The sequence below is a fragment of the Nonomuraea sp. B19D2 genome (assembly GCF_040137845.1).
Taxonomy (GTDB): Bacteria; Actinomycetota; Actinomycetes; order Streptosporangiales; family Streptosporangiaceae; genus Nonomuraea.
The window spans coordinates 22,086-28,825 of record NZ_JBEFAK010000080.1 but is presented as its reverse complement, the minus strand read 5'-3'; the positions used below and the strand labels follow the sequence as shown (position 1 = coordinate 28,825).

Genomic DNA, 6,740 nt, shown 5'->3' with positions numbered 1-6,740 from the left:
CGACTACACGATCACGCCCGTGCCCAAGCGCCTCTACACCGCAGCAGACCTCACCACCTACGCCATCAGCGCAGGCGCCATCACGCACAAGATCAACTCAGCGTGTTAATTCTCTGCAAGCCCTAAGTGCGCCAGACCCATTTACCGCTGAAGGTTACACCCAGGTGACGCCGACGTCGGGGGCCCGCATACTGGGTTTTCGCGCTTGAGCGGGCTTGTGCTGTTATGCGATCCCTTCGCTGGCGGCGTTGGAGACGCCCAGCAGGATCGCGTTGGCGATCTCATGGCGCCAGGTGCTGATGGTTTGGGCCAGAGCGGCGAGTTCGGGGATGTGTTCGTGGTCAGCGCACCAGAACAAGAAGGTGGCCAGGCGATCCCGGATTTGGCCGGCGCTGGTGGCCCGGAATATCTTGCGTAGCTCTTCCTTGGCGATCCAGCAGGCCAGCACCTGCTCGCCGGGGTTGCCGGCGTCGGCGAAGGCGTTCCACATCGCCTCAAACCGCCTGGGGTGCAGGTCCTCCCAGTTGCGCAGCAGGGTGCGGCGCATGCCGTACTCGGGATCCCCGGCACGGCCGCCTCGGCCGTGCGGCCCTCGACCTGTCCCGGCAGCCCTTGCCGGCCCCCAATGTCGATCATCCCGGTGTGCCAAGTGTCGGCCTCAAGGACCCGGTGGCCATCCTCCGCGAGCCGGTAGCGGGCCTGCCCCGGCGGGTCTCATCCAGTCCCAGCACGGCCACCGGCTCCAGTGGCCTGCCGAGCACCTCATCGGCTCTGCCGGCAAACGCCGCGTGCGCGGCCTGCCAGCCGATGCGGTGCGTGGCGGCGACCTCGGCCACCGGCCGCAGCTGGTCACCGATCTCGACGGCGACCAGGTCCCGCAAGGACTCCGACATCCGGGCACCGTCCCCGATGGGCGCGACCTGCTCGGTGAAGGAGTTTTGCGCACACCACGGGGTGTCGCAGTACCAGCGGCGCTTGTGCACCACCAGCGCGATCGGGCTCAGCCCGACCGGCACATGCTCGGCTCGGGCCGTCACCCCACTGCTTGGCCCGGCCCGCAGGCAGGCGGCAGTGTGGGCATAACGGCGGACCTGACCGTTCCGGGACGACATGCACCACTCGGCCGCCGTCTGCTTCGTGCTCGACCTCAAATACTGTGACACCGATCAACCCGAGTAGAGCCGACCCGTATCCTGTCCCATGCACCCGTCGCGTGGTTGTGATCTGTTTCTTTGGCGAGGACATGATCCACCACCACGGGTGCTTCTCGTTTCAGGGCGATCACTTCACCGGTCACGCACCGTCATCCCTCGCGATCACTAACCGTGATCACCTGGCAACGCTGGCCCGCTCAATCGCGAAGAGCCCGCATACTGGATCTGATCGCGCTACGTGAGCGCGGCCATGCTGTGCTCCCCGGGTCCACAGCTAGGCGATCGTGCCGCCCGTCGCGCCGAGAATGCGGCCCGCGAGCGTGAGCAGGCCGCAAGAGGCCAAGCGTGTCGCCGAGCGGATGGCGTGCGACGCCGAGAGCGAGAGCGAGCGGCAAGGCAACCTGATGCTGCACCAGGCGACCCGGCTCGGCGCCGAGTTCATTCGCGCCCAGCCGCCGGATGAACCACGTGCACGGTCGCGAACTCGATGTTTTCCTCCCATACGAAACATGCTGACACGAAGCGTCCCAGACCGGTGAACTGTCACTGCACCCCCAGAAAAGGGATCATCTCGTGATCAAAGGGGAACCGTTCATGCAACGACAGGGGAAGCGGCTCGCCGCGCTCGGGCTGCTCATCGGAGGATTGTCCGTGCTCGCACCCGGGACTGCCACCGCCGCGACCGTCTGGCCGCCCGGTGGCGGGGTCGCGCCGCTCAAGGAAGACTGGCCGTCCGGCGGCGGAGTCGCGCCGCTCGGGGCACTCGTCGGTACGGTGCCGAGTTCTCCAGCCATCCTCACCACTTCCGCACCCGCTCAGGCAGAGCCCAACATGGTGTCGAATCACGTACAGACAGCCGGTTGCGTAAGCCCCACCGTTCCGTGGAGTAAGTACGTAAACCCGCCGTACAGCTTCAAATACAAGTCCACCACCGTCGACTTCCGGCAATGGCAGCCCTCGGACTACTCGTACGCAAGAGTCGTGACCCGTGACAAGCGGATACGTGTCTACCTGGAGAGCAAGACAGGCCGAAAGTGCGGCCCCTTCAAGGTCGGCCGAATTCCCCACACGAAGAAGTACCTGGTCATCACCAAGTCGCTTCCCAACAAAAACAACTCGGTCCGCATCTGCGTCTACAGGTACGGCGTGGCCGGCCACAAGTGCGGCGCATGGAAGAGGGAAGGCGGCAAGGGGTAGCCTTCTCGGCATGTGTCCCGAAGACAGACTATCGGGCTCAACGGCTTCAGCCAGCCGACGCAACTCATCCTTCCGAAGTATCCAGCTAAGTTACTCGCGGGTACCGCCAACGGCTGTCCGCAGGCTCCTCAACCCGCGGTCATGAAACACTCCCCGATACACATCGACGAGCTGGTCGAGCACTGGACAATCCTGGACGAAGAGCGCGACCTCATCGCCGGAAAGTGCGACGCCACGCGGCTCGGCTCCGCGAACTCACGGATGGCTGGCTGATCTTCCACGAGGATGTGCCAGGTGTAGAACGAGCGGCCGTGGTGCCAGCCTGGCCGCCACCAGCAGTGGTCATGCGTCTCCATCTGTTCCACTGTCAATGGCCACCTTTCCGCTTACGGAGACGTTGCCTTCGGCGCAGACGCCAAGCTCCTGGCGGAGCTGCTTCTCGACGTCTTCACCTCTCACGACGGCGGCGCACCGACCTGAGCCACCCTCGCCTCCACCCCATCGCACACGATCGGCGGTCCGGTCGTGCGGACACCGTCGCCCGGCCCGGCGGCTCCCCTGTCAAAGACCAGCCCCTGGAAAGCCAATGATCAGCGTTTTCGGCAGTGCCAACATGGATCTGGTGGCTTGCGCCTCCAGGGCGCCGGCTCCGGGAGAGATCATCACCCGGGCGGGCGTTCCGCACCGTTCCCGGCGGCAAGGGCGCGAACCGGGCCATGGCGGCGGCCCGTCGACGGCCGGTGCACACCCGGGCTGGCTTCCAGCTTTCGCCCTACGCTGGGTTCTGCATGGTCGGTTACCGGGAGCCGGCGGCGGTGAGCCGGGTGCGCAATGCCGCTCTCACTGCCGGCCAGTCGGTGGCGGTCACGGCGAACATGGCTGAGTCGCGAAGCCTGCCCTCCTCGCCGGGCGCCCACGACATGGACCAGGAGCGCAGGACGCCCTCGAAGGGGATGCCAAGTCGTTGGAGCGCGCGGCGGCAGCGGAGGTTACGGGCATCGGTCTTCAGGTCGACGCGGGCGACGCCGAGCGTCTCGAACGCATACGTCATCAGCAGCAGCTTGGCCTCGGCGTTGATCCCGGTGCCCTGCGCTGAGGCGGCAAGCCAGGTGAAACCGATCTCGATCGCCCGCAGGCCGGGCCGGTCCGGCCAGGTGCGGGGATCCCACAGCGCGGTGCAACCCACCGTTCTACCGTCGGTCACCCGGACCTGCCCGAAGGGGGTCAGCCCATCGCGCGCGAGCTGGGCTGCCACATAGTCCTTCATCGCCTGCGCGCGGGGCACCAGCGTGAAGCCGTAGGACGACCGTTCCTCCTCGGCGGCCTCCGCCAGATCCGCCACGTGCCGCATTGCCAGCGGCTCCAGCCGTACCAGATCGCCGGTCAGCACAGGAACATCGAGCCGCATGCCCATCGAGACTCCCTCATCGTCTCCTGGCATTGGCACCTTTCCCGCCGACTCCCGCCGGGGAGGTTGCCGGACCGTCGCAGGGCCAGGTCCCTCGAGTCCTCTGGATGATTGACCGGGCGGAGATCTTGCCAGGTCGGGACGCATGCCGTCAAACGGAACTCGGTGCCGGTCGGATCGCGGATCTGCTCGGCGCGCGGAACTGGTACATCATCCGGTCCATCGCTCCTGTAGGCGCCCTCAGCGGCTACAGGATGCGGGACGGCCGCCCGGGCCGCTGCCGGCAGGCGGAGGTGCGAGATGACGGCGCCGGAGGAGTTGCCCGGTGGGCGGCGGTGGCGGCGCCCGTCGAGGGCTCGGCCCGCCTGCAGACGCGCACCTGGAAAAGGACGGCGCCGACGGTGCTCGCGTCGAGGACGATCGCGATCGTGACGTCGGGGATGTCGGCCCGCGCGCTTGATCCACAGCGGCAGGGCGATCGTGAGGACCGGGCACCGGCGACGGTAAGCGTCTCATCCGCGTAGTAGCCCTGCTCGAACCCGGCTTCGAAGCCCGCTTCCCCCAGCGCCGCGCGTAGCGCCGTGGTGATCCGGTCCACGTCACCGCGTTCGGCAGCCGGCAGCGGCGCGTCCACCGAGGCGCGGGCCGCGGACGCCGCACCGAGCAGGCGCGCGGCCCGCAGGGGTTGACCGGCGAGGGCGCTCGCCCCGGCGAGTTCCTCCAGGGCCAGGGCGAGAGCCCGCGGATCGCCGGTGTCCCGGGCGGCGGTCAGCCCTTCCAGGTGCAGCGCCAGCGCCGTCTCGGCGTCCCCGCGCAGCTCCGCGACGAAGCCGAGCGCGGCCAGGATCAGGGCCGACCCGTACTCCGCGTCGAACTGCCGGTTCCACTCCAGCCAGCGGCGCAGATACGACTCCGCCCGGTCGAGCCGGTCCTGCCGGCGCGCCCCCAGGGCGAGCCCGAGCTCGGCGAACTCCTCGGCCGGCCGGTCTCCCTGCTCGATGGCAAGGCGCCTGGCCCGCTCGTGGAACTCCTCGGCCCCGGCGTGGTCGTCGGTGAGCAGGGCGATCCTGCCGAGCTCGGACCAGCGCATCGAGGCGTCGGTCCACAGCCCCAGTTCCTCGGCCATCCGCAGCCCCTCCTGGTGCAGGCGGGCGGCCCGCGGATAGTCGCCCTCGATCTCCGCGAGCCGCCCCAGCACGGCCGTGGCCTGCAGCTGCCCCCATCGGTCACCGGCCTCGTGGAAGAGCTTGAGACTCTCCTCGGCCTCTCGCCGGGAAGCCTTCAGATCGCCGCACACGTACGTCTGCATGCCCCGGGTGCTCAGCCCCGCGGCGAGTCCCCAGCGGTCGCCGAGCGCACGGGACTCGGCCAATACCCGGTTGAGCAGTTCCTCGCCGACGGTGAAGTCGCCGAACCGGGTGACCGCGTAAGCGAGCAGCCAGCCCGCCCTGACCCGCCCATGGGGGTCGCGGATGCCCTCGTACACCTCTACGACGGCCTGGCTGTGGCGCGCCGGTCCGTCCGGGGCACCGGACAGCAGGCTCACCCCAGTGTGCCAGGCCACGGTGCCCGACCGTTCCGGCGCCGGGTAGGCCACGGAGTCCGTCTCGTCCTCGCCGCGTCCGGGGGGATCCTCGGGTAGGGCGAGGGCCGTGGCGAGGTAGCGGTTGGCCTCGGTGAGGCGGCCGCGCAGGAACCAGTACCAGGCCATCGCGTGAACAAGCCGCCGCATCAGGCGACCGTCGCCGTCGGCGGCGGCGCAGTCGAGCGCGCTGCGGATATTGGCGGTCTCGGCGTCCAGGCGCCGCAGCCAGTGTCGCTGCTCGGCGCCGCGCAGAAAGGAGTCGGCCCGCTCGGCGAACGCCGCGTAGTAGGACGCATGAGCGTGCCGTACCCGCGCGTACTCGGTGTCCCGCAGCCGCTCCAACAGGTACGCCGAGACCGACTCCAGCAGCCGGTACCGGGTGCCGTCGGCCTCGTGGGCGACCAGCACGAGGGAACGGTCGACCAGACGGGTCAGCAGGTCCAGGACCTCGGCGGGCTTGACACCGGCTCCGGCGCAGACCGCCTCTGCCGCCTCCAAAGTGCAGCCATCGGAGTGGACGGCGAGCCGGCGCAGCACCGCCTGCTCGGCCGCGGTGAGCAGTTCCCAGCTCCAGTCGATCATCGCGCGCAGGGTCTGCTGTCGTGCCGGAGCGCCCCGATGACCGCCGGTGAGCAGCCGGAACCGATCGTCGAGACGTTCGGCCAGCTCATTCACGCCGAGGACCCGGACCCGGGTCGAGGCCAGCTCCAGGGCCAGCGGGATGCCGTCGAGCCGGCGGCAGATGGAGGCGATCGCACGGGCGTTGCCGTCGGTGAGGGCGAAGCCGGGCGAGGCCGCCGCGGCGCGGTCGAGGAACAACCGCACCGCGCTCGACGCGCGCAACACCGCCTGATCGGCCGAGTCGGCGGGGAGTTCAAGCGGGGGCACCGGCCAGACCTGCTCGCCTGGGATGCTCAGCGGTTCCTGGCTGGTGGCGAGGATCCGTACGCCCCGGGGCGTTTCGCAGCAGCGCCTGGGCCAGGCCGGCGGCGGCCTCGATGACGGCGGGAAACCCCAGCCTCTGCGCCGTTCAGAACATGCCTCTGACGTGCAACGATCGACCTGCTTTGGGGCTGGGGACGCCTTTGGGAGGAGGACGCCACGACGGGCCGGCCGCTCGTCGGGGTCGCCGCCGGCCAGCTGCCACTTCCACCAGGCGTAGGAGTCGTAGCCGCAGTACTGGTCGGGTGCGGCCTGGTCGACGCGCCACGGATCCGCCTCGGGCGGCTCACAGGGCACGGTGACTCCCAGGTGCCCGCGGTCCAGGCGACGCAGCGCGTCGACCTGCTGGCCGACAACAGCGGCCGCCTCGGTCCGCTCGGCCAGATCGAAGACCACCTAGGTCGGACAGGGTGTCGGGGCCTTCGACGTCCTCGGGCCATACCCTGACGTCCAC

6 protein-coding genes and 1 riboswitch are annotated in these 6,740 nt (G+C 69.2%); of the genes, 2 read left to right on the top strand and 4 right to left on the bottom strand.

The window, feature by feature from the left end; translation table 11 throughout:
- Positions 1 to 223: 223 nt before the first annotated feature.
- Both ABN273_RS56390 and ABN273_RS56385 read right to left on the bottom strand, forming a co-directional pair.
- Positions 224 to 547: a transposase gene (locus ABN273_RS56390; protein WP_349458026.1), complete on the bottom strand. Its 324-nt coding sequence runs from the start codon at positions 545 to 547 to the stop codon at positions 224 to 226.
- 85 nt (positions 548 to 632) lie between these two features.
- Positions 633 to 1,037, bottom strand: a complete 405-nt coding sequence (locus tag ABN273_RS56385) for a hypothetical protein (RefSeq protein ID WP_349458025.1) — start codon at positions 1,035 to 1,037, stop codon at positions 633 to 635.
- A gap of 690 nt (positions 1,038 to 1,727) precedes the next feature.
- Here ABN273_RS56385 and ABN273_RS56380 point away from each other — a divergent pair.
- Together ABN273_RS56380 and ABN273_RS56375 are read left to right on the top strand one after the other, a co-directional pair.
- The gene (locus ABN273_RS56380; RefSeq protein WP_349458024.1) at positions 1,728 to 2,351 is read left to right on the top strand and encodes a hypothetical protein; all 624 of its coding nucleotides are present in this window, start codon (positions 1,728 to 1,730) and stop codon (positions 2,349 to 2,351) included.
- A 141-nt stretch (positions 2,352 to 2,492) separates the two neighbouring features.
- Positions 2,493 to 2,624 carry a hypothetical protein gene (locus ABN273_RS56375; protein ID WP_349458023.1) on the top strand — a complete coding sequence of 44 codons (132 nt, stop codon included), beginning with the start codon at positions 2,493 to 2,495 and terminating at the stop codon, positions 2,622 to 2,624.
- Between the two features lie 523 nt (positions 2,625 to 3,147).
- Here ABN273_RS56375 and ABN273_RS56370 read toward each other — a convergent pair.
- The gene (locus tag ABN273_RS56370; protein WP_349458022.1) at positions 3,148 to 3,765 is read right to left on the bottom strand and encodes a GNAT family N-acetyltransferase; all 618 of its coding nucleotides are present in this window, start codon (positions 3,763 to 3,765) and stop codon (positions 3,148 to 3,150) included.
- A 7-nt stretch (positions 3,766 to 3,772) separates the two neighbouring features.
- A riboswitch (SAM riboswitch) is annotated at positions 3,773 to 3,873 on the bottom strand.
- 133 nt (positions 3,874 to 4,006) lie between these two features.
- A complete protein-coding gene (locus ABN273_RS56365) occupies positions 4,007 to 6,682 on the bottom strand; it encodes an ATP-binding protein (protein ID WP_349458021.1) in 2,676 nt (891 codons plus the stop codon).
- Positions 6,683 to 6,740 lie beyond the last annotated feature (58 nt).